1 protein-coding gene is annotated in these 1,342 nt (G+C 65.1%); it reads right to left on the bottom strand.

The genetic code is table 11. The features are described 5' to 3' along the window. Positions 1-61: 61 nt before the first annotated feature. Positions 62-1,249: an IS481 family transposase gene (locus AC4H2S_RS21165; RefSeq protein WP_491498963.1), complete on the bottom strand. Its 1,188-nt coding sequence runs from the start codon at positions 1,247-1,249 to the stop codon at positions 62-64. Between the last annotated feature and the right edge of the window lie 93 nt (positions 1,250-1,342).

Genomic DNA, 1,342 nt, shown 5'->3' with positions numbered 1-1,342 from the left:
ATGTGATGTCGCAGGACATCGCGGACACCCGGACCTACGGAAACGTAGGTTCGGGTGTTCTTCATTTGTGGGTTCGTGGCTGGTAGTCCTTGCTGGGGTCGATGGTGAGCTCTCGGAGGAGTTCGCCGGTGATGGCGTTGACGATGCGTACGTGAAGGTCGTGGATGAGCAGGATGACGTGGGTTCGGGAGTGGGTTCGGCCGATGCCGATGTGGCGTAGCTGTCCGGCGATGCGCAGGGTGACGGTGCCGGACTTGTCGACGATGTCGTGTCGGACCCGGTCGTGGGTGTCGGCGTCGCGGCTGGGGCCTGGCAGGGCTTTGGGCATGGTGTCGTAGACCGCTGCGGGGGTGGCTCGGTGCGGTAGTGAGCGGTGTGGCCGGTGTTGGTTGTACTCGGTGCGGAACCGGTCGAGCAGGGCCTGTAGCTCGGCGATGGTGGCGGGCTGGACGGGCTGGGTCCGGAGCCAGTTCTTCATGGTCTGTTGGAAGCGTTCGACCTTGCCGCAGGTGGTGGGGTGGTTGGGCCGGCTGTTCTTTTGCACCACGTGCCAGTCGCGGAGTTGTTGTTCGAAGCCGTTGCGGCCGCCTCGGTGTCCGATGCTGGCCAGGCGGACGGTGTAGACCATGCCGTTGTCGGTGAGGGTCGATGCGGGGATGCCGTGCTGACCTGCGGTTTTGCGGAAGGTGTCCTTGACGATCGGGGTGGTGATCGCCCGGTGCGCGGACACGTGGAGTGCGTAGCGGGTGCAGTCGTCGAGCCAGGTGATGATCTCGACACCCTTGGGGAAGGTCGTGGTGTCGGTGAGGGGGTAGTGGGTGAAGTCGGACTGCCAGCACTCGTTCGGCATCGCTGCCTGGAACCGGATGTAGGACGACTTCGGCTTCTTCCTCGGTTCGGGTGTGACGGCTCCGTTGCGGGTCAGGATCCGGTGGACCGTGGCCCGCGACACGGTCACGTCGTGGTGTTGGGCCAGGTGCCACACGATGGTGTCGGCGCCGGCGTCGTGACCGGCCTCGAGGAGCTGCTTGCGCAGGGTCAGGATCAGGTCGACGGTCGCGGGCGGGGTCGCTCGCGGTGAGGTCTTCGGGGCCCTGGATCGGGGTTCGAAGGCGGCCTCGCCCTCGTCTCGGTAGCGGGCAAGGAGCTCGTAGAGACGTGAGCGGGAAATCCCATAGGTCGCGACGACCTCGGCAACGAGTCGCTTCTCCATGACCACGGCGGTGATGACCAGGCGTGCCTTCGACATGGCTGAGCATCAGCGTGGTGTCGCGGATGTCGTGAGACATCTGTCCGGGATGTCGTGAGACAGGTGTCCGGGATGTCGTGAACCAGCACACTG

This window comes from Nocardioides sp. Z13_37 (assembly GCF_058355585.1).
The sequence above is the reverse complement of the archived record's forward strand: the minus strand, read 5'-3'. Positions and strand labels throughout refer to the sequence as shown.

Bases quoted from the DNA above. Each gene is read 5' to 3' on its own strand.
- AC4H2S_RS21165 (WP_491498963.1), bottom strand. From the start codon at position 1,249: ATGTCGAAGGCACGCCTGGTCATCACCGCCGTGGTCATGGAGAAGCGA.